At 70.1% G+C, this 23,326-nt stretch carries 23 protein-coding genes; 19 read left to right on the top strand and 4 right to left on the bottom strand.

What is annotated here, in order from left to right; translation table 11 throughout:
* The first annotated feature begins 17 nt into the window (after positions 1 to 17).
* From rpsH to CIK81_RS12330, 17 genes are all read left to right on the top strand, one after another.
* Entirely contained in the window at positions 18 to 416 is a 399-nt protein-coding gene (gene rpsH / locus CIK81_RS12410; RefSeq protein WP_096163275.1) for a 30S ribosomal protein S8, read from the top strand.
* 21 nt (positions 417 to 437) lie between these two features.
* On the top strand, positions 438 to 980 hold the full coding sequence (rplF, locus tag CIK81_RS12405) for a 50S ribosomal protein L6 (protein ID WP_096163274.1): 543 nt from the start codon (positions 438 to 440) through the stop codon (positions 978 to 980).
* A gap of 2 nt (positions 981 to 982) precedes the next feature.
* Positions 983 to 1,369 (top strand): 50S ribosomal protein L18, encoded by a 387-nt coding sequence (rplR, locus tag CIK81_RS12400; protein ID WP_096163383.1) that lies wholly within the window; start codon positions 983 to 985, stop codon positions 1,367 to 1,369.
* Between the two features lie 36 nt (positions 1,370 to 1,405).
* Positions 1,406 to 2,095, top strand: a complete 690-nt coding sequence (gene rpsE / locus CIK81_RS12395) for a 30S ribosomal protein S5 (protein ID WP_096163273.1) — start codon at positions 1,406 to 1,408, stop codon at positions 2,093 to 2,095.
* A complete protein-coding gene (rpmD, locus tag CIK81_RS12390) occupies positions 2,092 to 2,274 on the top strand; it encodes a 50S ribosomal protein L30 (RefSeq protein ID WP_158542032.1) in 183 nt (60 codons plus the stop codon). The genes rpsE and rpmD overlap by 4 nt, the downstream gene beginning before the upstream one ends.
* A gap of 5 nt (positions 2,275 to 2,279) precedes the next feature.
* Complete coding sequence (gene rplO / locus CIK81_RS12385; RefSeq protein WP_096163271.1) at positions 2,280 to 2,738, top strand: 50S ribosomal protein L15; 459 nt, start codon at positions 2,280 to 2,282, stop codon at positions 2,736 to 2,738.
* Between the two features lie 157 nt (positions 2,739 to 2,895).
* Positions 2,896 to 4,200: a preprotein translocase subunit SecY gene (gene secY, locus CIK81_RS12380; protein ID WP_096163270.1), complete on the top strand. Its 1,305-nt coding sequence runs from the start codon at positions 2,896 to 2,898 to the stop codon at positions 4,198 to 4,200.
* Positions 4,197 to 4,829 (top strand): adenylate kinase, encoded by a 633-nt coding sequence (locus CIK81_RS12375; RefSeq protein ID WP_096163269.1) that lies wholly within the window; start codon positions 4,197 to 4,199, stop codon positions 4,827 to 4,829. Before secY ends, CIK81_RS12375 begins: the two co-directional genes overlap by 4 nt.
* Positions 4,826 to 5,665: a type I methionyl aminopeptidase gene (gene map / locus CIK81_RS12370; protein WP_096163268.1), complete on the top strand. Its 840-nt coding sequence runs from the start codon at positions 4,826 to 4,828 to the stop codon at positions 5,663 to 5,665. Before CIK81_RS12375 ends, map begins: the two co-directional genes overlap by 4 nt.
* A 298-nt stretch (positions 5,666 to 5,963) precedes the next feature.
* A complete protein-coding gene (gene infA, locus CIK81_RS12365) occupies positions 5,964 to 6,185 on the top strand; it encodes a translation initiation factor IF-1 (RefSeq protein ID WP_096163267.1) in 222 nt (73 codons plus the stop codon).
* Between the two features lie 22 nt (positions 6,186 to 6,207).
* On the top strand, positions 6,208 to 6,321 hold the full coding sequence (gene rpmJ / locus CIK81_RS12360; protein WP_015776353.1) for a 50S ribosomal protein L36: 114 nt from the start codon (positions 6,208 to 6,210) through the stop codon (positions 6,319 to 6,321).
* 216 nt (positions 6,322 to 6,537) lie between these two features.
* A complete protein-coding gene (gene rpsM / locus CIK81_RS12355) occupies positions 6,538 to 6,912 on the top strand; it encodes a 30S ribosomal protein S13 (protein ID WP_096163266.1) in 375 nt (124 codons plus the stop codon).
* A 102-nt stretch (positions 6,913 to 7,014) separates the two neighbouring features.
* A complete protein-coding gene (rpsK, locus tag CIK81_RS12350) occupies positions 7,015 to 7,419 on the top strand; it encodes a 30S ribosomal protein S11 (protein ID WP_096163265.1) in 405 nt (134 codons plus the stop codon).
* A gap of 161 nt (positions 7,420 to 7,580) precedes the next feature.
* Positions 7,581 to 8,576: a DNA-directed RNA polymerase subunit alpha gene (locus CIK81_RS12345; protein WP_096163264.1), complete on the top strand. Its 996-nt coding sequence runs from the start codon at positions 7,581 to 7,583 to the stop codon at positions 8,574 to 8,576.
* Positions 8,577 to 8,603: 27 nt separating this feature from the next.
* A complete protein-coding gene (gene rplQ / locus CIK81_RS12340) occupies positions 8,604 to 9,110 on the top strand; it encodes a 50S ribosomal protein L17 (protein ID WP_096163263.1) in 507 nt (168 codons plus the stop codon).
* A 364-nt stretch (positions 9,111 to 9,474) separates the two neighbouring features.
* Positions 9,475 to 11,574 carry an S-layer homology domain-containing protein gene (locus tag CIK81_RS12335; protein WP_096163262.1) on the top strand — a complete coding sequence of 700 codons (2,100 nt, stop codon included), beginning with the start codon at positions 9,475 to 9,477 and terminating at the stop codon, positions 11,572 to 11,574.
* A gap of 37 nt (positions 11,575 to 11,611) precedes the next feature.
* Positions 11,612 to 14,068, top strand: a complete 2,457-nt coding sequence (locus CIK81_RS12330; RefSeq protein ID WP_158542028.1) for a polysaccharide pyruvyl transferase family protein — start codon at positions 11,612 to 11,614, stop codon at positions 14,066 to 14,068.
* 93 nt (positions 14,069 to 14,161) lie between these two features.
* Here CIK81_RS12330 and rbsK read toward each other — a convergent pair whose 3' ends face one another.
* The 4 genes from rbsK to CIK81_RS12310 all read right to left on the bottom strand — a co-directional run bounded on the left by rbsK (position 14,162) and on the right by CIK81_RS12310 (position 20,492).
* Positions 14,162 to 15,082, bottom strand: coding sequence for a ribokinase (gene rbsK, locus CIK81_RS12325; RefSeq protein WP_096196621.1), 921 nt, complete (start codon positions 15,080 to 15,082; stop codon positions 14,162 to 14,164).
* Positions 15,083 to 15,107: 25 nt separating this feature from the next.
* Positions 15,108 to 17,438: a phosphoribosylformylglycinamidine synthase subunit PurL gene (gene purL / locus CIK81_RS12320; RefSeq protein WP_114355767.1), complete on the bottom strand. Its 2,331-nt coding sequence runs from the start codon at positions 17,436 to 17,438 to the stop codon at positions 15,108 to 15,110.
* Positions 17,439 to 17,709: 271 nt separating this feature from the next.
* Positions 17,710 to 19,857 (bottom strand): acyl-CoA dehydrogenase, encoded by a 2,148-nt coding sequence (locus tag CIK81_RS12315; protein WP_096163258.1) that lies wholly within the window; start codon positions 19,855 to 19,857, stop codon positions 17,710 to 17,712.
* Positions 19,854 to 20,492, bottom strand: a complete 639-nt coding sequence (locus CIK81_RS12310) for a TetR family transcriptional regulator (protein WP_096163257.1) — start codon at positions 20,490 to 20,492, stop codon at positions 19,854 to 19,856. Before CIK81_RS12310 ends, CIK81_RS12315 begins: the two co-directional genes overlap by 4 nt.
* Positions 20,493 to 20,604: 112 nt before the next feature.
* On the opposite strand from CIK81_RS12310, the gene CIK81_RS12305 reads away from it, so the two are divergent.
* Positions 20,605 to 21,921 (top strand): acetyl-CoA C-acetyltransferase, encoded by a 1,317-nt coding sequence (locus tag CIK81_RS12305; protein ID WP_096163256.1) that lies wholly within the window; start codon positions 20,605 to 20,607, stop codon positions 21,919 to 21,921.
* Positions 21,922 to 21,982: 61 nt separating this feature from the next.
* On the top strand, positions 21,983 to 23,323 hold the full coding sequence (locus tag CIK81_RS12300; RefSeq protein ID WP_096163255.1) for a 3-oxoacyl-ACP reductase: 1,341 nt from the start codon (positions 21,983 to 21,985) through the stop codon (positions 23,321 to 23,323).
* Positions 23,324 to 23,326 lie beyond the last annotated feature (3 nt).

Genomic DNA, 23,326 nt, shown 5'->3' with positions numbered 1-23,326 from the left:
AGGAAGAAGCAACAGACATGACCATGACCGACCCGATCGCGGACATGCTGACGCGGATCAGGAACGCCTCAGGGGCGTTCCACGAGACCGCGTCCATGCCGTACTCGAAGTTGAAGGCCCGCATTGCGGACATCCTGAAGGCTGAGGGCTACATCCTCGGTTGGACCGAGGAAGAGGCCGAGGTGGGCAGCAAGCTCGTCCTCGAGCTCAAGTACTCCGACAGCCGTGAGCGTGCCATCTCCGGGATTCGTCGAATCTCGAAGCCCGGCCTGCGTGTATACGCGAAGTCCACCAATCTGCCCAAGGTCCTCGGCGGGCTGGGCGTGGCGATCCTGTCCACGTCCTCCGGCCTTCTGACCGACAAGCAGGCTGCCACGAAGGGTGTGGGTGGGGAAGTCCTCGCCTACATCTGGTGAGCGGGAGAGGAGCAAACAACTATGTCCCGCATCGGACGCCTCCCGGTCGCAGTGCCGGCCACTGTCCAGAACGTCACCATCGATGACCGCACCGTCACGGTGACCGGTCCCAAGGGCGAGCTCAAGCACTACGTGCCCGAGCCCCTGACCGTCGAGCGCGCGGAAGACGGCTCCATCGTCGTCAGCCGCCCCGACGACGAGCGTGAGAACCGGAGCCTTCACGGCCTCACCCGCACGCTCATCAACAACATGGTCCTCGGTGTCACCGAGGGCTACACCAAGAAGCTGGAGATCGTGGGCACGGGCTACCGTGTGACCGCGAAGGGCACCGACCTCGAGTTCGCCCTCGGTTTCTCCCACCCTGTCGTGGTGAAGGCGCCCGAGGGCATCACCTTCACCGTCGATACCCCGGCCAAGTTCTCGGTCAGCGGCATCGACAAGCAGCAGGTGGGCGAGGTCGCCGCGAACATCCGCAAGATCCGCCGGCCCGAGCCCTACAAGGGCAAGGGCGTGCGGTACGCGGACGAAGTCGTGGTGCGCAAGGCCGGAAAGGCTGGTAAGTGATCATGGGTTACGCACTCAAGCACACCAAGGGCAAGGTCGGCAGCAAGCTGCGTTCGCGCGGTCGTCGTCACCTGCGTGTTCGTCGCCGTGTCATCGGCACCGCCGTGCGTCCGCGCCTGGTGGTCACCCGCTCGTCGCGCCACGTCTTCGTCCAGATCGTCGATGACTCGCTGGGCAAGACCATCGCGTCGGCGTCGACCATGGAGGCCGACCTGCGCGGCACCGAGGCACCCAAGACCGACAAGGCCCGCAGCGTCGGCGCCCTCGTCGCCGAGCGTGCCAAGGCTGCCGGGATCGACTCCGTCGTGTTCGACCGCGGCGGCAACAAGTACCACGGCCGTGTGGCAGCCGTCGCCGACGGCGCTCGCGAAGCCGGCCTGGCGCTGTGATCGCCCCCGGGACACAGGACGAGAAGAGGATCTGATATGGCTGCACAGCAGCGGAACAACGGTCCCGCGGCCTCCGGCCGGCGGGATGACAACACCACCAACACCAGCAACGACCGCGGAGGCCGCCAGGGCGGCGACCGCGGTGGCCGTCAGGGTGGCCGCGGCCGCGGACAGGACGCCGAGAAGTCGGCATTCCTCGAGCGCGTCGTGAGCATCAACCGCGTGTCGAAGGTCGTCAAGGGCGGCCGTCGTTTCTCCTTCACCGCTCTCGTGGTGGTGGGTGACGGCGACGGCACCGTCGGCGTCGGCTACGGCAAGGCCAAGGAGGTGCCCGCGGCGATCTCCAAGGGTGTCGAGGAGGCGAAGAAGAACTTCTTCCGCGTCCCGCGCATCCAGGGAACCGTCGTGCACCCCGTCCAGGGTGAGGATGCGGCAGGCGTCGTCCTGCTCCGTCCCGCCGCTCCGGGTACCGGCGTGATCGCCGGCGGTCCGGTCCGTGCGGTGCTCGAGTGCGCCGGAGTGCACGACGTGCTCTCCAAGTCGCTCGGCTCCACGAACCAGATCAACATCGTGCGGGCCACCGTCGATGCCCTGAAGCAGCTCGAGGAGCCGGAGGCCGTGGCAGCACGTCGTGGCCTCTCGGTCGAGCACGTCGCTCCGGCTGCGCTCCTGCGGGCCCAGGCCGAGGGCCGTGCAGCGGCTCGGGCCACGAAGGTGGGTGCCTGATGCAGATCAAGGTGACCCAGGTCCGTTCCGACATCGGCGGCTCCCAGAGCCAGCGCGCCACCCTGCGGGGCCTCGGCCTCAAGCGCATCGGTGACACGGTGGTGAAGGAAGATCGCCCTGAGATCCGCGGCATGGTCCGCACTGTCACCCATCTGGTGACGTTCGAAGAGGTGGACTGACTCTCATGACTGATTCCAACCAGAGCCCTCTGAAGCTTCACGACCTGCGCCCCGCGCCGGGTTCGAAGACCGCGCGCACGCGCGTTGGTCGTGGTGAGGCCTCCAAGGGCAAGACCGCCGGTCGCGGCACCAAGGGCACGAAGGCCCGTTACCAGGTGCCCGTCGGCTTCGAGGGTGGCCAGATGCCTATGCATATGCGCCTCCCGAAGCTTCGCGGCTTCACCAACCCCTTCCGCGTCGAGTACCAGGTCGTGAACCTGGCGACCCTGCAGGAGCTGTTCCCCGAGGGCGGCTCCATCACGGTCGAGGATCTCGTCGCCAAGGGCGCCGTGCGCAAGAACCAGCCCGTCAAGGTGCTGGGTTCCGGCGAGGTGAGCGTCAAGCTCGACATCACCGCGCAGAAGTTCTCCGCCTCGGCGGAGCAGAAGATCGCGGCGGCTGGCGGGTCCGTCACCACCGCGTGAGTCTCTTTTGACGGGGCACCGTCGCGCAGAATAATCTGTGCGGCGGTGCCCCGTCGTCATATCGGGGCCGGTCCGATAGCTGCAGAACATCTGCCGCGCCGGGACGGGCCGGGACGTCCTATACGGTCCTGTCCCCGGACCTCCAGGAGGGAAACTCGTGAACTCGTTCGTGCGCGCGCTGCGCACCCCCGAGCTGAGGGCGAAGATCCTCTTCACGCTCGGCCTGCTCGCGATCTATCGCCTCGGTGTCTTCGTCCCCACTCCGGGATTCGACTACACCAACGTGATGATCTGCTCCGACCAGGCGAGCTCGGGTCAGGGCGCTTCCGCGATGGGCATGATCAACATGTTCTCCGGCGGCGCTCTGCTGCAGCTCTCCGTCTTCTCCCTCGGCGTGATGCCCTACATCACGGCGTCGATCATCGTGCAGCTCCTGCGCGTGGTGATCCCGCGCTTCGAGGCCCTCCACAAGGAAGGCGCCTCGGGCACCGCGAAGCTCACCCAGTACACGCGCTACCTGACGATCGGCCTGGGCGTGCTCCAGGCCACCACGATCATCACGCTCGTGCGCTCCGGCAACTTCTTCGTCGGCTGCAACCTGCCCCTCGTGCCGGACCAGTCGATCCCCACCCTGCTGCTGATGGTGCTCGCGATGACCGTCGGCACCGTGCTGATCATGTTCATGGGCGAGATGATCACCGAGCGCGGCATCGGCAACGGCATGTCGCTGATGATCTTCACGTCCATCGCCGCCTCGTTCCCCGGCGCCCTGACCCAGGTCTTCCAGCTGCAGGGCTGGATGGTGTTCGCCCTGGTGCTCCTCGTCGCGCTCGTGGTGATGGTCGGCGTCGTGTTCGTCGAGCAGTCCCAGCGCCGCATCCCCGTTCAGTACGCCAAGCGCATGGTGGGTCGACGCATGTACGGCGGCACCTCGACCTACATCCCGATCAAGGTCAACCAGGCCGGCGTCATCCCCGTCATCTTCGCCTCCTCGATCCTCTCGCTGCCGCAGATGCTCGCGGGCTTCGGTGATCCGGAGGCCCCGTGGGTCGCCTGGATCAACCAGAATCTGGTGATGGGCTCGTCGTTCTCCCTGATCTACGCGCTCTCCTACTCGGCGCTGATCATCTTCTTCGCCTTCTTCTACACGTCGATCACCTTCAACGCCGAGGAGATCGCCGACAACATGAAGAAGTACGGCGGATTCGTGCCCAACGTCCGTGCCGGCAAGCCCACTGAGCGGTACCTGCGCTACGTGATCAACCGGATCCAGACCCCCGGCGCGCTCTACCTCGCGGTGATCTCGCTGATGCCGCTGCTCGCACTCACATTCCTGGGCGCCTCGCAGGACTTCCCGCTCGGCGGGGTGTCCCTCCTGATCATCATCGGCGTCGGCCTCGACACCGTGAAGCAGATCGACGCGAAGCTCCAGCAGCACCACTACGAAGGGATCCTCCGGTGACCAGCCCCGACCTCTCCAGCGACTCCGCCGCCTCGTCCGCCCCGCAGGGGGAGGGCGCCCCCCGACGCCTGCTCATCGTGGGTCCGCCCGGAGCGGGCAAGGGCACGCAGGCCGCGCGGCTGGCGGACGCACTGTCGATCCCGGCGATCTCCACCGGTGACATCTTCCGTGCGAACGTCTCCCAGCAGACCGAGCTCGGCGTGCTCGCGAAGTCCTACATGGACAAGGGCGAGTACGTCCCGGACTCCGTCACCAACGACATGGTGCGCGCACGCCTCGCGGAGGACGACGCCGCGGCCGGTTTCCTGCTCGACGGCTACCCCCGCACCCTCGATCAGGTCGAGGCCCTGGACGGGGTGCTCGACTCCCTGGGCACGTCCCTGGATGCAGTCCTGCTGCTCGTGGTCGAGACCGAGGCCGTCGTGGAGCGGCTCGTCGCTCGTGGCGAGGCCGAGGGACGCAGCGACGACACCGAGGAGACGATCCGTCATCGTCTCTCGGTGTACAGCGAGCAGACCGCTCCGCTGATCGACGTCTACGACGCTCGGGGCCTGGTGCGCCGGGTGGACGGCATGGCCTCCATCGACGAGGTGACCGCGGCTCTGCAGGACGCGCTCGGGGCCCGATGAGCCTGCTGCCTGAACGGGTGGAGCTGAAGACTCCCGAGCAGATCCTCGTGATGCGGCGCAGCGGCCTGCTGCTGCATCGTGTCCACGAGATGCTCTCGGAGAGCATCCGGCCTGGCATCACCACGAACCAGCTGGACTCGCTCGCCCACCAGATGATCCGGGACGAGGGCGCCGTCCCGAACTTCCTGGGCTACCAGGGATACCCCGCGACGCTCTGCATCAGCGTCAACGACGTCGTCGTGCACGGCATCCCCGATGACGTCCCGCTCGAGGAGGGCGACATCGTCTCGATCGACGGCGGCCTGATCATCGACGGCTGGCATTCCGATTCGGCCCGCACCCACATCGTGGGGGAGCCCCGCTCGCGGGCCGACGAGGAGCTCGTGCGCGTCACCCGCGAGGCCCTGTGGGCCGGCATCGCCGCCCTGGCGGCCGCACAGCGGGTGGGCGACGTGAGCGCCGCGATCGAGGACTTCGTGGGTCAGGAGGCGGGGGAGACCCTCTCGCATCTCGAGGGCTTCGGGGGCCACGGCATCGGCACCGCCATGCACCAGGCTCCGGACGTCATGAACTACAGGACCCGCTCCCGCGGCCCCAAGGTGCGCACCGGCATGTGCCTCGCGATCGAGCCGATGCTCATCCAGGGCTCCGGCGACTGGGAGCTGGAGGACGACGACTGGACGGTGCGCGCCACCGGCGGCGGTCGGGCGGCCCACAGCGAGCACTCGACCGCGGTCACCGACCAGGGGCTGCTCGTGCTCACCGAGGGTGACGGAGGCGCGGCCGAGCTCGCGCGACGCGGCATCACCGCCGCACCGGACCCGCTGGCCGCGTGACGAGCCCGTCCCGGGTGTGACGTGATGGGCGTCATCCCGGCATCGATGGCCGTGGCGGAGCAGTCCGTGTAGGCTCGTCCACTGGGTGTGCTCCGTGCGCGGTGTCTTCGTCGTGCGCAGTCTGCAGTCCCGTCGTGCAGAGGCGTCGTCCGGCTTGGCCGGGTCGATCTGTCACGCCGATGACGCGCTCCGGCGCCACCTTCGTCGACCACCGTACCGTCACCCGACGGTCGGTGTGCATGGACAGAGAATGCGGAACTCAGCCCCCGGTCCGCCGGTGGCGAGAGATTGGGGAGGCATGGCGAAGAAGGACGGCGTGATCGAGGTCGAGGGCCGAGTTGTGGAGGCGCTCGCGAATGCGCGTTTCCGGGTCGAGCTCGACAACGGCCACAAGGTGCTCGCGCACATCTCCGGGAAGATGCGCCAGCACTACATCCGTATCCTTCCCGAGGACCGAGTGGTCGTCGAGCTGAGCCCCTACGACCTCGACCGGGGCCGCATCGTCTACCGCTACAAGTGATCGTCCCGGGAGAAGGAAAGCTATGAAGGTCAAGCCGAGCGTCAAGCCGATCTGTGACAACTGCAAGGTGATTCGTCGCCACGCCCGAGTCATGGTGATCTGCTCGAACCCGCGTCACAAGCAGCGCCAGGGCTGAGCGGAGCACTCCGCGCATCCCGGCAGCTGCCGTGACGACCGCCCACGAGGCGGCAGCCCGATACAGGGCATCGTCCGATCCGTCGGACACACAACAGAAGAGACGGCACCACCGGCCCTCGGGCCGGACACCCGCAGCGCGGAGGCTGCGGCGTCCAGGGAACAGACCCGGGCGGGGTGTCGGATCAGGCCTCCGAGACAGTAGGAGAATCTGCACATGGCACGTCTGGTGGGAGTGGACCTTCCGCGCGAAAAGCGCCTCGAAGTCGCCCTGACGTACATCTTCGGCGTGGGACGCACCCGCGCCCTGGAGACCCTGGCCGCAACCGGCGTCTCCGGTGACAAGCGCGTGCGCGAGGTGACCGACGACGAGCTCGTCAAGCTGCGCGACCACATCGAAGAGAACTATCGGATCGAAGGCGATCTGCGACGTGAGGTCGCAGCCGACATCCGCCGCAAGGTCGAGATCGGCAGCTACCAGGGCCTGCGCCACCGTCGTGGCCTCCCGGTCCATGGTCAGCGCACGAAGACCAATGCGCGCACCCGCAAGGGCCCCAAGCGCACCGTCGCCGGGAAGAAGAAGACTCGCTGATCGACGGCCTCCGCCGTCGAGCCGAGTCGGCTCTCGCCCCCGTAGTCACTTCGCGCCGCTGAGGGATTCGGCGCCCACACACCACCAGAGGAGTTCCGCCGCATGGCATCCACGACCCGCCAGGCCGCTGCGCGCAAGCCGCGCCGCAAGGACAAGAAGAACATCGTCAACGGCCAGGCTCACATCAAGAGCACGTTCAACAACACCATCGTGTCCATCACGGACCCGACCGGTGCCGTCATCTCCTGGGCCTCGGCCGGGCAGGTCGGCTTCAAGGGCTCGCGCAAGTCGACGCCCTACGCCGCCCAGATGGCCGCAGAGGCCGCCGCGCGTCAGGCGCAGGAGCACGGCATGAAGAAGGTCGACGTCTTCGTGAAGGGCCCCGGATCCGGCCGTGAGACCGCGATCCGCTCGCTGACCGCGACCGGCCTCGAGGTCGGTTCGATCCAGGACGTCACCCCGCAGCCGCACAACGGCACCCGTCCGGCCAAGCGCCGCCGCGTCTGACCGCGTCGGCCGCGACGGGGCCGGCCCCTGTCGATCCCGGCCGACCCCGGTGCCGGGCGCAGCCGCTGCTGCGCCCGGCACCACCTGGACATCACTCACCCTCTAGGCCCACCGCCCCCTTCTGAGCGTCATATGGCGGACGCTCGCGGAAAGGATCCACAGTGCTCATTGCACAGCGCCCCACGCTGACCGAAGAGGTCGTGTCGGACAACCGCTCCAGGTTCGTCATCGAGCCGCTCGAGCCGGGCTTCGGCTACACCCTCGGCAACTCCCTGCGCCGCACCCTGCTGTCCTCCATCCCCGGCGCTGCGGTCACCTCGATCCGCATCGACGGTGTGCTGCACGAGTTCAGCACGGTCCCCGGTCTCAAGGAGGACATCACCGAGGTCATCCTCAACATCAAGAACCTCGTCGTCTCCTCGGAGAACGATGAGCCCGTCGTGATGTACCTGCGCCGTGAGGATGCCGGTCGCGTGACCGCCGCCGACATCACCCCGCCGGCCGGTGTGGAGATCCACAACCCCGATCTGCACATCGCGACCCTCAACGAGAAGGGTCGGCTGGAGATCGAGCTGATCGTCGAGCGTGGCCGCGGCTACGTCTCGGCCTCGCAGAACAAGGGCGTCGACGGAGAGATCGGCCGCGTGCCGGTCGATTCGATCTACTCGCCCGTGCTCAAGGTGACCTACAAGGTCGAGGCGACCCGTGTCGAGCAGCGCACCGACTTCGACAAGCTCATCGTCGACGTCGAGACCAAGCCGGCCATCTCCCCGCGTGACGCGGTGGCCTCCGCCGGCAAGACCCTGGTCGAGCTGTTCGGCCTGGCCCACGAGCTGAACCAGGAGGCGGAGGGCATCGAGATCGGCCCGTCGCCGACCGATCAGGCGCTGGCTGCCGATCTGGCGCTGCCGATCAACGACCTCAACCTCACGGTGCGGTCGTACAACTGCCTCATGCGCGAGGGCGTGCACACCGTCGGTGAGCTGACCGCCCGTTCCGAGGCCGACCTGCTCGATATCCGCAACTTCGGGCAGAAGTCCATCGACGAGGTCAAGGCGAAGCTCGCCGAGCTCGGACTGTCGCTGAAGGATTCCCCCGCCGGGTTCGACCCCTCGGCCCTGGAGTCCTACTCCGACGACTTCGGCGACCAGTACTGACCTTCATCTTTATCTAGGAGAACGACCATGCCTGCACCCACCAAGGGCGCGCGCCTCGGCGGATCCCCCGCTCACGAGCGGATGATCCTCGCGGGCCTCGCCACCGAGCTGTTCCGCCACAAGGCGATCACCACGACGGAGACCAAGGCCAAGCGCCTGCGTCCCTACGCCGAGCGCCTCGTCACCTTCGCGAAGAAGGGCGACCTGTCCTCGCGTCGTCGTGTCATGCGCACCGTCCGCGACCGCTCCGTCGTGCACGCGCTGTTCGAGGAGATCGCCCCGACCTTCTCGGAGCGCCCCGGCGGCTACACCCGCATCACCAAGGTGGCCCCCCGCAAGGGCGACAACGCCCCCATGGCGGTCATCGAGCTCGTCCAGGAGGAGTACTCCCCGAAGCAGGCCGTGGTGAAGGAGGCCGAGGGCGCCGCCAAGAACGCGTCCAAGGCTGACGACACCGCCGCCGCCGAGGCGACCGCTCCCGTCGAGTCCGCGGAGGGCTCGCAGGACGCAGCCGAGGAGAAGCCCGAGGCCTGAGCCTCAGGAATCGCACCACGCCGAGGGCGGGTCGACGGGAGAGATCCCGACGGCCCGCCCTCGGTCTGTGCGTGTCGCCCGCGAACGCAGGCGACGCCGTCCAGAGCAGCGACGCCTTCGAGGGCAGGTGACGCGTACGAGGGCGGGCCACGCGTACGAGGACAGCGACGCCCGCCGTCCGCGCGTCACGCCCGTCCATGGAGCGGAACGGGACTCCTGCGCTACTGTGGCCCGTGGGACCCGCCGGTGGTGCTCGAGGGTGTCGACGTGCCCGTCGGCCGCGAACAGCCTCGCAGGATCGTCTCGGCCACGGCCACGGCCCCGTCCGTCCGCGCATCCCTTCCCCGAGCACCGGAGCAGTCTCATGTCCCCGTGGCACCTTCCCCCCGCCTCCGACAGCACCAGCCGTCCCTCCACCTCCCCCTCCGTCCCCACGTCGATGTCGGGCGGGGAGGCCGCGCACGGCCTCAGCCGTCGTGCGCTGCTGGCCGCCACCGCGGCAGCGGTACCCGGCACCGCAGCCGTGCTGAGCGCCGCCCCGGCGATCGCCGATCCGACCGTGGCAGACGGTGACACCCGCGTGGTCGACGTGCCGCTCGACGACGCCGAGACCCTCGACGTCGAGGGTGTCACCACCCGTGATCTGCCCGAGCAGCCCGCCACCATGGTGGGTGTGACCTGGCCGGAGGGCAGCGAGGAGCGCGAGGTCAGTGCCCGCGGTCTGACGGCCGACGGCACCTGGACCGACTGGCTCCCGCTCGAGACCGCTGAGGACCCCGAGACCGGGGATCAGGCGTCGGGCACCGAAGCGGCGTGGCTCGGCGCGGTCTCCGCCCTGCAGCTCCGCGTGGAGATCGACGGGGCCGACGCCAGCACGGAGACCACTGCGCACGTGGTCACCACCTCGCCGGCGGCGAGGGACGAGGAGGCTCCGGAGCTCAGCGGCCCGGACGCGACGGTCACCCAGCAGAAGCAGATGACGACGATGGCCGCCACGGCCACCGCGAACCCGGCCACCCCGACACTCGGCCCGGGCATGCCCTCGTTCATCACCCGCGCCTCGTGGGGCGCGGACGAGTCGACGGTGCGCGGCACGAGCGCCGCCGACTCCGTCAAGGCCGTGATCATCCACCACACGGCGGGCACGAACAGCTACACCAAGGCGGAGTCCGCACAGATCGTGCGCGGCATCCTCAGCTACCACACCGGCACGCTGGGCTGGGCGGACGTCGGCTACAACATCCTGGTCGACAAGTACGGCCAGATCTTCGAGGGGCGCAGCGGCGGTCTGCACCGCAACATCGTCGGCGCCCACGCCTACGGCTTCAACACCGGTTCCTTCGGGATCTCCGTGCTGGGCGACTACTCCTCGACCACGCTGCCCGCCGCTGGGCGTCAGGCCGTCGGCCGCCTCGTGGCCTGGAAGCTCCTGACGACCTTCCAGACCTCGGTCACCGCGAAGTCCTCCTGGACGCCGGGCAGCGGCACCCGCTTCACCCCGGGGAAGACGATCTCGCTGGCCAAGATGATGGGCCATCGCGACGTGAACTACACCGAGTGCCCCGGGCTGAACCTGTACAACCAGTTCGGCACCATCCGCAAGGAGGCGCAGGGTTACCTCGACGGCGGCTGGAAGGAGCACCTGTGGGCCTTCGAGGGCGCCGGCGGCGCCTCGAAGCTCGGCACGGTCGTCAAGAGCAACCACGTCACCGGCAGCTACCACGCCACGATCCTCACCAAGGGGCTGGTGCTGCAGGAGGGCAGCGGCAAGGCGTCCGGCTACGCGACGCCGTTCTCCGCGCAGTGGCGCAGCTCGTGGGGCCGTCCCTCCGCGTCCGCCGTCACCCACGGCACGCAGACCGCCCAGAAGTTCGAGAAGGGTGCAGCGGTCAGGACGGGCTCCGCCTCCGTCGTGTTCCACGACTCCCGGTTCATCGATGTCCCTCCGGAGATGATGTACCGGGCCGAGATCGAGGAGCTGGCCTCCCGGAAGATCACCACCGGCTGGGACGACGGCACCTACCGTCCGCTCGAGGAGATCCAGCGGGACGCGATGGTCGCGTTCGTGTACCGGGCTCTCGGCAGCCCGGCGTTCACGCCGCCGAAGACGTCCCCCTTCTCGGACATGCCGCCCAGCCGCCAGTTCTACAAGGAGATCACCTGGGCGCACGCGCAGAAGATCACCAGCGGCTGGGATGACGGGACGTTCCGTCCCACGGCTTCCGTCGAGCGCGGGGCGGTCGCCGCTTTCCTGTACCGTGCGTCGAAGGCGACCTCCACGAAGACCTCCAACCCGTTCTCGGACGTTCCGGCGAACCACCAGTTCGCCAAGGAGATCACGTGGCTCGCTGATCGGGAGATCACCACCGGCTGGGAGGATGGAACCTTCCGGCCGACCGCTCCCATCGCCCGTGACGCGATGGCGGCATTCATGATCCGTTGGATGAAGGACCGCGGGCTCTGACATCTGCGGAGGTCGGCCTGCCGAGAAGGAGATGCCGGTGAAGGTCGCCCTGCTGTGCGATGTCGATCAGACCGTCTACCACGTCGGGGACGAGGCGATCGCGACGATGAGCGCACGTCGCCTCCGGTCCCGCGGGCATGAGGTGGTGCGGATCTCGCGCCACGAGAAGTACGGTCCCGGGGGGTCGGCGCCGGAGCGGAGCATGCCGGCGCTCACCTTCCCCTGGCCGCTCGATGCGCGGGTCGTCTACCTCGACGAGATCCGGCGCGTGCTCGCGGGGGAGACGGACGCCCTGCCCGAGCAGGACAAGCTGTTCCGCATCATCGAGCAGCTGGCGGCCGTGGATGCCGTGGTGATCGGCGGTGGCGGGAGCCTCACCTCCCGCTTCGGCTGGCTGCTCGACGAGCGCCTGGCCACGGCCCTGGTCGCACGGAGCCTCGGCAAGCCCGTGGTGCTCAGCGGCCAGAGCCTCGGCCCGGAGCTCACCGACACCGACCGCGGCAGCGTGCGGGAGCTGCTGCTGGCGTGCGACCTGGTGGGGCTGCGCGACGCGCACAGCGTGCGCATCGCGCGCGCCCTCGTACCCGAGCACCCCGCCCTGGTGCAGACTCTCGACGACGCCGTGGGACTCGGTGCGACGGAAGCGGCCGGGGACGGGGCAGAGCTCGATGAGTCGCTGCTCAGCGTCACCCTCGGCGGCGACGGGGACCCGCTCCCGCGCGAGGACTACATCGCGGTGGCGACCGCTGTGATCGAGGCGCTGGCCGAGCGCACGGGGGCGCGCGTCGAGCTCGTGCCGCACATGGCCGACCCCGACTCCGGAGGCGGGGATCTGCAGCTGCACCTCGAGGTGGCCGAGCGGCTCGCGCTCCCCGCCACGGTGCATCCGATCGAGCTGGACGCCGCAGCCGCCGCGCGGACCACGCGCGCCGCCTGGGTGCTCAGCACCCGCTTCCACCCGGTCGTCTTCGGCACCGCCGCGGGTGCCTCGGTGCTGGCCCTCCCGCTGAACCGCTACGGGGCCTCACGGATGGACGGGGCCCTGCGCAATGCGGGCATCGCCGGGGGAGCGGTACCGCTCGCAGCGCTCTGGGATCCCACCACGGCAGGCCCGTCCGCATTGGTCGGTCCGGTGGTCGACGCGCTCGTGGCCGGGCGGGACGCGGAGCGTGCGCGCCTCGCGGCCGCGCGCCCCGCGCTCCTCGACGCCGCCGAGCGCTGGTGGGACCGCGTGGTGAGCGCGCTCCATGCGTCGGCTGCCGGCGGGGCACGTGCCCGCGGGGCTGACGCCGACGGTGCGCCTGCGGACGGAGGACCAGTCGGCTCAGGCCCTGTCGCAGCTGGACACGGCGGCCGGGACTCGATCATCACCGCTCTGGACCGCACCGATCCCGTCGGCGCCGGGCTGGAGCCCCGTCAGCGCTGGGACGACTCCCTGCGCGCCGCGCTCGGCCCGTGGACCACGACGGTCGACGCCCCGGCCTCCTCGGCGTCGACCTCGATCATCATGCGCACCCGCGACCGCGCTCGGATGCTCGATCGCGCCGTCCAGGACGTCCTCGCCCAGAGCAGGCAGGACTGGGAACTGGTGGTCGTCAACGACGCCGGCGATCGCGCGGCCGTGGACGACGTGCTCGCCCGGTATTCCGGCGAGGCGGCCGGGCGCATCCAGGTCCTGCACCGAGAGCGGTCCACCGGGATGGAGGCGGCCAGCAACGCGGGTCTCGACGCCACCTCGGCGCCCACCGTCGTGGTCCATGACGACGACGACACCTGGCACGCGACCTTCCTGCAGGAGACGCTCGCGCATCTCGCGACCCATCCCGAGCAGGAGGCGGTCGTGGTGCGCACCCTGATCGTCCACGAGCACGAGACGCCGTCGGGCTTCGTGGAGGACGACGCCTTCCTGTCGTGGCCGGAGCTGCAGGGCGCACGGCTGCTGGACTACATCGCGGTCAACCGCAACGTGCCGATCTCGATGCTGCACCGGCGGCGCGTGCACGAGACCGTCGGCGGGTACGACGAGTCGCTGCCGGTCGTCGGCGACTACGCCTTCCACCTCGCTCTCCTGCAGCGCTACGACGTCGGCTTCCTGGACCGGCCGCTCGCCCAATGGCGCCAGCGGCCCACCGCCACCGGCACGAGCAGCAATTCGATGTACGCGCTCAGCGACGGGCACCGGCATCACGATGCCGAGCTGCGCGAGCGCTACTTCCGGCAGTGGACGCGCGAGAACGGCATCGGGCTGCCGATGTTCCTGTCGAAGAACACCGAGACGCTCCTGGATCGCAGCGAGGAGCGGGTGCTCGCGGAGCTGCGCACCCTGCGCGAGGAGCTCGCACAGACCCGTGCCGAGCTCGCCGCCGTGCACGAGCGTCTGGACGGCGCGGGTCTCGCCCGGGCCGGCGGCCGCGCCCGGGACCTGGCACGGCGAGTGCGGCGGCGCGCCGTCGCCTCCGGACGGGCGATCCTGCCCGCGCGCCCGGCGGACTAAGGCAGGGCCGGCCCCGGCACCAGCCTCGCCCCTGGTGAGGGCCGCCGGTGTCGGGGCGCGGAGCGCACCTGGAGCATCCGCGTCAGCCCGTCATCACGCAGATGCCGCGTCCCTCCGGGCAGGAAGGTCCGCCGCCCACGCGTAGGAGGTCTGCGTGCCCGGTCGCGTCACCGAGTCCGACGCGTACGCACTGCCGGCCCGGATCGCCTCGAGCACGTCGCCCGAGCGCACCCAGGCGTTGCTGAAGCAGCCGATGAAGGCATCGCCCGCCCCCGTGGTGTCGATCGCCTGGACGGCAGGGGCGTCGACGAACTCCTGACCGTCGGCATGCGCCCAGAGCGCGCCCCGCGACCCGAGGGTGACGATGACGTTCGTGATCCCGGCGGAGAGCAGCACGTCGGTCGCCCTGGTGATGTCCTCGAGGCTGGAGACGGGCATGCCGGTGAGCAGCTCGAGCTCGGACTCATTGGGGACCAGGAACTCGACGCCGGCGATCCGGGCCAGATCCAGCTCGGGAGAGGCAGGGGCCGGGTTCAGCAGCACCGGGATGCCCAGCTCCCGGCCGAGATCGATCGCGGCGTAGACCGTCTCCAGCGGGATCTCCAGCTGCAGCACGATGAGCCGGCAGCGGGCGATGTCCTCGCGGGCGGCCTCGACGTCCTGTGGCGTCAGGAGTGCATTGGCGCCCTTGACGATGATGATCGAGTTGTGCGAATCGGGATCCACGAAGATCGGGGCGACTCCGGAGGTGGCCTCGGTGCGCAGCACATGGGTCGTGCTGATCCCGTTGTCCTCGAAGTTCTTCAGGGTGGTCTCGGCGAAGACGTCGTTCCCCACCCGGGAGACCATCACGACCTCGGAGCCCAGGCGCGATGCGGCGACGGCCTGGTTGGCCCCCTTGCCGCCGCAGCCCATGCGGAACTCCGGGGCCTCGACGGTCTCGCCCTCCGCGGGCATGCGGTGGACGTAGGAGATCAGATCCACCATGTTGGATCCGATGACGGCGATGGTCATGTCAGGGGTTCCCTTCCTCCGGGGCTCAGCCGAAGTAGCGGGGCAGGGTGCCCTCGCGCAGGGTGCGCAGCTCGGAGACCGCGAAGGCCCCCACGCCCCGGATGTCCAGGGTGTCCGCGATCGTGGTGCCCAGCGTCAGCTGGGGGACGCCGTGCTCGGCGCACAGCGACACCAGGCGGTCCGCCTGCTCGGTCGGCACGGCGACCAGCGCACGGGCCTGGGACTCGGAGAACAGGGCGGTGAACAGGTCCACGCCGTCCCTCTCGAGCAGCGCGGCCAGATCGACCTGCGCGCCGGTGCCGAAACGGGTCACGGATTCGACGAGGGCCTGGGCGAGACCGTCCTCGGAGAGGTCGTGCGCGGCAGCCGCCACGCCCTCCTCCGCGGCAGCGATGAGCACGCTGGCCAGCGACCGCTCGGCCTCGAGGTCGACCTGCGGGGGCAGTCCGCCGAGGTGGCGGTGCGCGACGTCGGCCCAGGCGGAGCCGGAGAGCTCCTCGCGGGTGGTGCCGAGCAGCAGCACCGACAGGCCCTCCTCCTGCCAGCCCGAGGCGACGCGTCGGGCGACGTCGTCGAACACGCCGAGCACGCCGACCACGGGGGTGGGGTGGATCGCGGAGTCGATCTTCCCGGGCTCTCCCGTGGAGTTGTACAGCGAGACGTTGCCGCCGGTGACGGGCACGCCGAGGGTCTCGCAGGCCTCGGCGAGGCCGCCGATCGCCTCGACCAGCTGCCACATCGGGCCCGGATCCTCGGGGGAGCCGAAGTTCAGGCAGTCCGTGATGGCCAACGGCACCGCGCCGGAGGTGGCGACGTTCCGGTAGGCCTCCGCGAGGGCGAGCTGGGCACCGGTGCGGGGATCGAGCTTGGTGTATCGGCCGTTCGCGTCGGTCGCGATCGCGACGCCGCGCCCGGTCGTCTCGTCGACCCGCAGCACACCGGCGTCGTCGGGCATCGCGAGCGCGGTGTTGCCGCCGACGTAGCGGTCGTACTGGTCGGTGACCCAGCCCTTGGAGGCGAGGTTCGGGGAGGCGATGAGCTCGCGCAGCGTGCGGGCGATCTCCTCGGCGCCCTCGGGGCGGGGCAGATCCTCGGCGCGGTCGGCCTGGAGGGCGTCCTGCCAGTCCGGACGGGCGAAGGGACGGTCGTAGACCGGGCCGTCGATCGCGACGGTCGAGGGGTCGACGTCGACGATGCGGCGTCCGTAGTGGTCGATGGTGAGGCGGCCGTTGCCGGTGACCTCGCCGATCACGGAGGCCTCGACGTCCCACTTGGCGACGATGGCCTCGAACTCGGCGAGCTTCTGCGGGCTCACCACGGCCATCATGCGCTCCTGGGACTCGCTCATGAGGATCTCGCCGGCGGTCAGGGTGGGATCGCGCAGCAGCACGTCCTCGAGGTGGATGTGCATTCCCGACTCGCCGTTGGCGGCGAGCTCGCTGGTGGCGCAGGAGATGCCGGCGGCGCCGAGGTCCTGGATGCCCTCGACGGTCTCCGCGGCGTACAGCTCCAGGCAGCACTCGATGAGCACCTTCTCCATGAAGGGGTCGCCCACCTGCACGCTGGGACGCTTCACGGGACCGCCCTCGTCGAAGGTCTCCGAGGCGAGGATCGAGGCGCCGCCGATGCCGTCGCCCCCGGTGCGCGCGCCGAAGAGCACCACCTTGTTGCCCGCGCCGGTGGCGGAGGCGAGGTGGATGTCCTCGTGGCGCAGCACGCCCACGGCAAGAGCGTTGACCAGGGGGTTCGTCTGGTAGGCGGCGTCGAAGACGGTCTCGCCGCCGATGTTGGGCAGGCCGAGGGAGTTGCCGTAGCCGCCCACGCCGGAGACCACGCCGTGGACCACGCGGGCGGTGTCGGGATGATCGATGGCGCCGAAGCGCAGCTGGTCCATCACGGCGACCGGACGCGCGCCCATCGCGATGATGTCGCGGACGATGCCGCCCACACCGGTCGCGGCGCCCTGGTAGGGCTCGACGTAGGAGGGGTGGTTGTGGGACTCGACCTTGAAGGTCACCGCCCAGCCGTCGCCGATGTCCACGACGCCGGCGTTCTCGCCCATGCCCACCAGCAGCTTCTCGCGCATCTTCTCGGTGGTGTGCTTGCCGAAGGTGCTCAGGTGCTTCTTGGAGGACTTGTACGAGCAGTGCTCGGACCACATCACCGAGTACATGGCCAGCTCCGCGTTGGTGGGGCGGCGACCGAGGATCTCGCGGATGCTCGCGTACTCGTCGTCCTTCAGGCCGAGCTCGGCGAACGGCTGGGCCTGCTCGGGGGTGCTGGCGGCGAGCTCGACGGTGTCGAGGTCTCCGGGCCGGTCGGCGGGCGCGGGGGTGGGGGCGTCGTTCGCGGTCATCGCGGGATCGAATCCGTTCGTCACGAGGTCACGGGTGCGCAGGCGGTCGCCGGCGCCGGGGCGCGGGCGGGGGTCCGCCTCGGCGAGCCCAGTCTACGATCGCGGGGCGATGGCGGGCACGAGCGCCCACGGGCGAGGGCCGACCACAGGCAGCTCACGTCCCGGAGGCGTGGCACGGCCCACTCGCGCGGGCCGTGGGTCACACGGACGAACCGGCCGGCACGTCGGGGAACGGTGGTCCCCGACGCGCCGACCGGCTCGCACCGACGGGTCAGCGCTTGGTGCTGCGACGCGCCTTCTTCTCCCGATCCCGCAGCGCCTTCTCGCTGACGGGGGCGTCGGCGCTGGCACGCTGGGCACGGAAGTACGCGGCCGCCTCCTCCTGCCGCTCGTGCTCGCCGCCCAGGGCGATCGGCGCGCGCACGTGTCCCGGGCGCACATCGAACGCCGCGACCAGGTCGAGCACGTGCGGGCGCAGCCGCCACAGCAGGCGTCGCAGATCGGAGCCGATCTGGCGACCGCGCTGAGCGGAGATCATGCCGCCCAGCAGGAACCACGCGAGATCGTCCTCGATGACGCTGAGACCGAACAGATCGCGCACGTCCGTCATGATGCCGCGGGTCGCCGGGTCCTCCATCTGCTCGAGGGCGGCGGTGAAGGCGCGCCACCGGACCAGATCCGCGTGGGCACGGGCGGCGTCGAGCATCTCGACCTGGTGCTTGTTGACCTCGGCGGCGGCATCGGCGGGGCTCATCTTCCCGGCGGCACGCAGCGAGAGGGCCACCTCCTCGACCTTCACCCGGGCGCGCGCGGTGAGCATCTCCTCCTGGAAGTCGCTCTGGCGCATCGAGTCGAAGGCCCGACGGGAGTTGCCACGGTCGCTGAGGTCCTGGGCGAGGCGCGCCCAGGGGGTGTGGCGCTTGGCGAGCACCTCGGCGCGCTGTGCGATGAACCGGCCGATGCCGGCGCGGTCGACGCTCTTGAGCTCGGAGGTGTAGTCGCTGAGCAGCCGCTTCGCGACCAGCTGCAGCAGCACCGTGTTGTCGCCCTCGAAGGTGGCGTACACGTCGAGGTCCTGGTGCAGTCCCACGAGCTGGTTCTCCGAGATGAAGCCGGCGCCGCCGCAGGCCTCACGGCACTCCTGGATGGTGTCCAGGGCGAGCCGGGTGGAGGTGGGCTTGAGCGCCGCGGCGAGGGTCTCGAGGTCCTCGCGCGCTTCGGGGTCATCGGTGTGCCCGGAGAACACGTCGTCGAAAGCGTGCAGCAGCTGCTCGTGGGCGAAGGACCCCGCATAGGTGGCCGCGAGCTTGGGCAGCAGGCGGTGCAGGTGCGCCTGGTAGTCCATCAGCACCGTCTCGCGGGTGGGATCGGAGGCCGTGAACTGGCGCCGCTGGGTGGCGTAGGTGATCGCGATGTGCAGCGCCAGCTGGCTCGCACGGGTCGCGGAGCCGTCCAGGGACACGCGGCCCTGCACGAGCGTGCCGAGCATCGTGAAGAACCGGCGCCCGGGGGACTCGATGGGCGAGGCATAGGTGCCGTCCGCAGCGACGTCGCCATAGCGGTTCAGCAGGTTGGTGCGCGGGATGCGCACGTGGTCGAAGGCCAGGCGACCGTTGTCGATGCCGTTCAGACCGCCCTTGGGGCCGTCGTCCTCGCTGCGCACACCGGGCAGCAGCTCGCCCTCGGCGTCCCGCACCGGCACGTAGAAGCAGTGCACGCCGTGGTCCACGCCCCGAGTGATCAGCCGAGCGAAGACGGTCGCCGCCTTCGCGTGGATCGCCGCGTTGCCCAGGAACTCCTTCCAGGCGGCGCGGAAGGGGGTGTGGAGCACCCATTCCTCGGTGGAGGCGTCGTAGGTGGCGGTGGTGGCGAGCGACTGCACGTCCGAGCCGTGCCCGATCTCGGTCATCGCGAAGGCGCCCGGGGTGGTCAGGTCCATCGCATCGGGCACCCAGGCCTTCTGCTGCTGCTCGTCGCCGAGCTGGACGATCGCGGAGGTGAACAGCCCCCACTGCACGCCGGCCTTGATCTGGAGCGAGGGATCGGCGACCACGAGCTCTTCGAAGGAGGCGACGTTGCCGCCGTTGTCGTTGGGACCGCCGAGGTGCTCGGGCAGCATCAGGTGGGAGACGTTCTCCTCGGCCAGCCGCTTCATCTGCTCGAAGGTGAGGTCACGGTGCTCGGCGACGGTGAGGTCGGTGGGGCGATGGAACTCGGGGCGGGCGGCCCGCTCCCGGGCGTCCCGGCGGGCATCGGCCCAGGTGCCCATCAGCACCTCGGTGACGGCGGCGATGTCGAGACGATCCGATCCTGCGGGCGGCACGGGGATCGGCCCGGTGGGGGTGGGGCTGGTGGGGCTGGTGGGGACCGTGGTCCCGGAGGTGATGGAGCTGCTGCTGCGGTCTGCGTCGACAGTCATGCGTGCATTCCTTTCATGAGCCAGGTGATGAGGTAAGTGACGAGCTCGTCGGAGGTGAGGAGTGGCCGGCGGGTGCCCGGGTCGTCCTGGGTGGCCTGCTGCTGGAGCTCGGTCATCCAGGTGTCCACGGCGGCCTCGACGAAGCCGACGGCACCGTGCGCCCAGATCTGCGGGGCGGGCACGTCGTCGGAGAGGAAGGTGGCGACCAGGCGGGAGACCGAGTTCAGGAAATGGTTCAGCCCATCGCTGGGCCGGGTCACGAAGCGGTAGACGGCGGGGGAGCGCTGGGCGGTCTCGACGTACGCCCGGATCATCGCGTGGATCCGTTCGTCGGCCGCCGGCTCTCGGCCCACCTCGGATTCCAGCTCGCGCATCTCGTCCAGGAGCTTGGCGTGCATCGCGGAGAGGATGCTGCGCCCCAGGGCCTGCTGCAGGGTCGCCTTGTCCTCGAAGTACCGGTACACGATGGACTTCGAGGTGCCGGAGGCCGCGGCGATGTCCTCCATCGTCACGTCCGGTCCGTTCTCGTGGATGAGATGACGGGCGACGTCCAGCAGCTCGGCCCGTCGCTCCTCACGATGGCGGGCCCAGCGGGCCGATCGGCCGTCCACGGGGGCTTGCGTCGTTGCGTTCACGGAACCTACGGTATCAAGTACCGTCGGTTCTATGTAAAGTCGTCTCCGAGAGCCCGTTCCGGAGCGGTCGACCCGACCCCCGTACACAGTGACCACGAAGAGGTGCACCCCCGTGACTGATTTCCCCTCCGACGCCCTGATCCTCGGCGGCAACCGGATCCCGTTCGCGCGTGCCGGCGGCCCCTACGCCGGCATCTCCAACCAGGACATGCTCACCGCGGCCCTCGACGGCCTGGTGGCGCGCTTCGGGCTGCAGGGCGAGAAGCTCGGCGAGATCGCCGGCGGCGCCGTCCTCAAGCTCGCAGGGGACCTCAACCTGACCCGCGAGAGTGCACTGAGCACCCCGTTGGACCCGCGCACCCCCACGATCGACATGTCTCGCGCGTGCGCCACGAGCCTCGAGACCGTGGTCCACCTGTCCAACCGGATCCAGCTGGGCCAGATCGACTCGGGCATCGCCTGCGGCGTCGACTCCGCCTCGGACTCGCCGATCGAGGTCACCCCGCGCCTGCGCCGCATCCTGCACCGCGCCTTCGCGGCGAAGACCGGCATGCAGCGCGTCAAGGCGCTCAGCGCGATCCGTCCCGCGGACCTCGCACCGGTCCCGCCGCGCAACGGGGAGCCCCGCACCGGGCTCTCGATGGGCGAGCACCAGGCGCTCACGGCCACCCAGTGGGCGATCACCCGCCAGGCGCAGGACGAGCTGGCACTGGCATCGCATCAGAAGCTCGCCGCCGCGTACGACGCCGGGTTCTTCGATGATCTGGTCACCGGCTACCGGGGCCTGTCGCGGGACCAGAACCTGCGCCCGGACTCCACCCTCGAGAAGCTCGGCACCCTCAAGCCGGTCTTCGGCGTGAAGTCCCCGCAGGTCGAGGAGCCCACGATGACCGCCGGCAACTCCACGCCGCTCAGCGACGGCGCCTCCTCCGTGCTCATGGGCAGCGCGGAATGGGCCGATCGGCACGGGCTGACCCCGCTCGCCCGCGTGGTCGATGCCCGCAACGCGGCGGTCGACTTCGCTCACGGGGACGAGGGCCTCCTCATGGCCCCCGCCTACGCCGTCCCGGAGCTGCTGGACGCGCAGGGCCTCACCCTGCAGGACCTCGACTTCTACGAGATCCACGAGGCCTTCGCCTCGACCGTGCTGTCGACTCTCGCCGCCTGGGAGTCCGACGAGTTCTGCCGCACCCGGCTCGGCCGCGGCGGTGCGCTGGGCAGCATCGACCGCAGCAAGCTCAACGTGGCCGGCTCCTCCCTCGCCGCCGGGCACCCCTTCGCCGCGACCGGCGGCCGCCTGGTGGCCACGCTGTCCAAGCTGCTGCACGAGCGCGCCCGGGAGACCGGCCGCGTCCAGCGCGGCCTGATCTCCGTGTGCGCCGCCGCCGGCCAGGGCACCGCGGTCCTGCTCGAGTCGGTCACCGATTGATCCTGTCGACCCGGCGCGGCCTCCGCGACGCCGCGCCCGCATCCCTGCTGAGGAGCACCCCATGACCGATACCTATACGAAGTTCATCCGTTCCGCCCCCGGAGCGTTCATCGCCCGACGGACCGGCCTGCCCCGCCCCTCGATGCTCCCGCGCCGCGGCGACCGCCCCGCACCGATCCTCGGCCCGGTCGTCGTGCTCGGCGAGTCCGCGGGCGCCGATCAGGTCGCCCGCGACCTCCTCGGCGAGGGCGCCGACGTGCGCCGACGCTTCGACGAGCTGCGCAGCGTCGGCTCCGTGATCGCGGTGCTCGACGAGATCTCCGCCCCGGCGGATCTCGGCCGCATCCTGCTGCCGCTTGCAGGGGCCATGCGCTCCCTCGCCCCCGGGGCACGAGTGGTGACTATCTCCCGGCCCGCGCAGGGCGAGGACCCCGCTCGCGACGCCGCCCGCGGCGGTGTCGAGGGCTTCCTGCGCTCCCTCGCCCATGAGATGCGCCGCGGCGGGACCGCGAACGGGATCCTGGTCCAGGACGGTGTGGACCTGGACGCTCCGGGCGTGACCGGGGCCCTGCGCTTCCTGCTCTCCGCCCGCAGCGCCTTCGTCGCCGGGCAGTTCCTCACGGTCTCCAGTGCCGCCGGTTCCCTGACCGAGAACCGGGACCGGCCGCTGGCCGGGCGCACCGCTCTGGTCACCGGCGCCGCTCGCGGCATCGGTGCGGCGATCGCCCGCACGCTCGCGGCCGACGGCGCCCGGCTCGTGGTGCTCGACGTGCCCGGTGCAGGGACGGACCTCTCGCAGCTGGCCAACGAGCTGCGCGCGGTCCCGGTGCAGCTCGACGTCACCTCCGAGGGCGCGGGGGAGCGCCTGGTCTCCTTCCTGCGCGAGCGCTCTCTCGTGCTCGACATCGCCGTGCTCAACGCCGGCATCACCCGCGACAAGCTGTTCGCCAACATGACCTCCGACCGCTGGGACCCCGTCCTGGCAGTGAACATCGCCAGCCAGGTCGCCCTGACCGACGCGCTGATCGAAGCCGGGGACGTGCTCGGCGAACAGCCTCGCGTGGTGTCCCTCGCCTCCACCAGCGGGATCGCCGGCAACCGCGGCCAGACGAACTACGCCGCCTCCAAGGCCGGAGTGATCGCTTTCGTCGACGCGCTCGCCGCCCGCCTGGAGTCCCTCGGCGGCACCGCCAACGCGGTCGCCCCCGGGTTCATCGAGACCGAGATGACCGCCAAGATGCCGGCGCTGACCCGCGAGGTCGCGCGCCGGCTGAACTCCCTGCAGCAGGGAGGCCTGCCGGTGGACGTCGCCGAGGCGATCGCCTTCCTCTCCTCGGCGGAGGCGGGCGGCATCCGCGGCGGGACGCTGCGGGTGTGCGGACAGAACATGGTGGGGAAGTGACCG

The sequence above is a fragment of the Brachybacterium sp. JB7 genome (genome assembly GCF_003335205.1).
GTDB lineage: Bacteria > Actinomycetota > Actinomycetes > Actinomycetales > Dermabacteraceae > Brachybacterium > Brachybacterium alimentarium.
This window is presented reverse-complemented; position numbering and strand designations above follow the sequence as displayed.